Here is a 390-nt window from a genome sequence, read left to right as displayed (position 1 = left end):
TTCGGGCAGCTCCGTTGCGTATTAGGCTGCTTCTAGTATGAACCTCAGATATAAAAAAGCCCAGCATTTGCTGGGCTTTTCTTTAAAACAAAGTCTTAAACTGAGTAGTACATGTCGAACTCAACTGGGTGAGTTGTCATGTTCAATGTCTCAACTTCTTCACGCTTAAGTTCAAGGTAGCCTTGAATCATATCTTCAGTGAACACGCCGCCTTTTGTAAGGAATTCGTGATCAGCTTCAAGAGCGTCAAGTGCAACGTCAAACGTTTCAGCAACAGTTGGGATCTCAGCCGCTTCTTCAGCTGGAAGATCGTACAAGTCTTTATCTGCTGGATCGCCAGGGTGGATCTTGTTCTGGATACCGTCAAGACCAGCCATCATCAATGCAGAG

Annotated in this window: 1 pseudogene; it reads right to left on the bottom strand. The window is 45.1% G+C overall.

Annotated elements, in window-relative coordinates:
* Nucleotides 1-95 precede the first annotated feature (95 nt).
* Nucleotides 96-390: pseudogene (gene glnA, locus A3762_RS05665) on the bottom strand (glutamine synthetase); the annotation flags it as partial.

This window comes from Oleiphilus sp. HI0125 (assembly GCF_001635355.1).
Note: the sequence above shows the minus strand (reverse complement) of the source record. Positions and strands in the feature narration are given on the sequence as shown.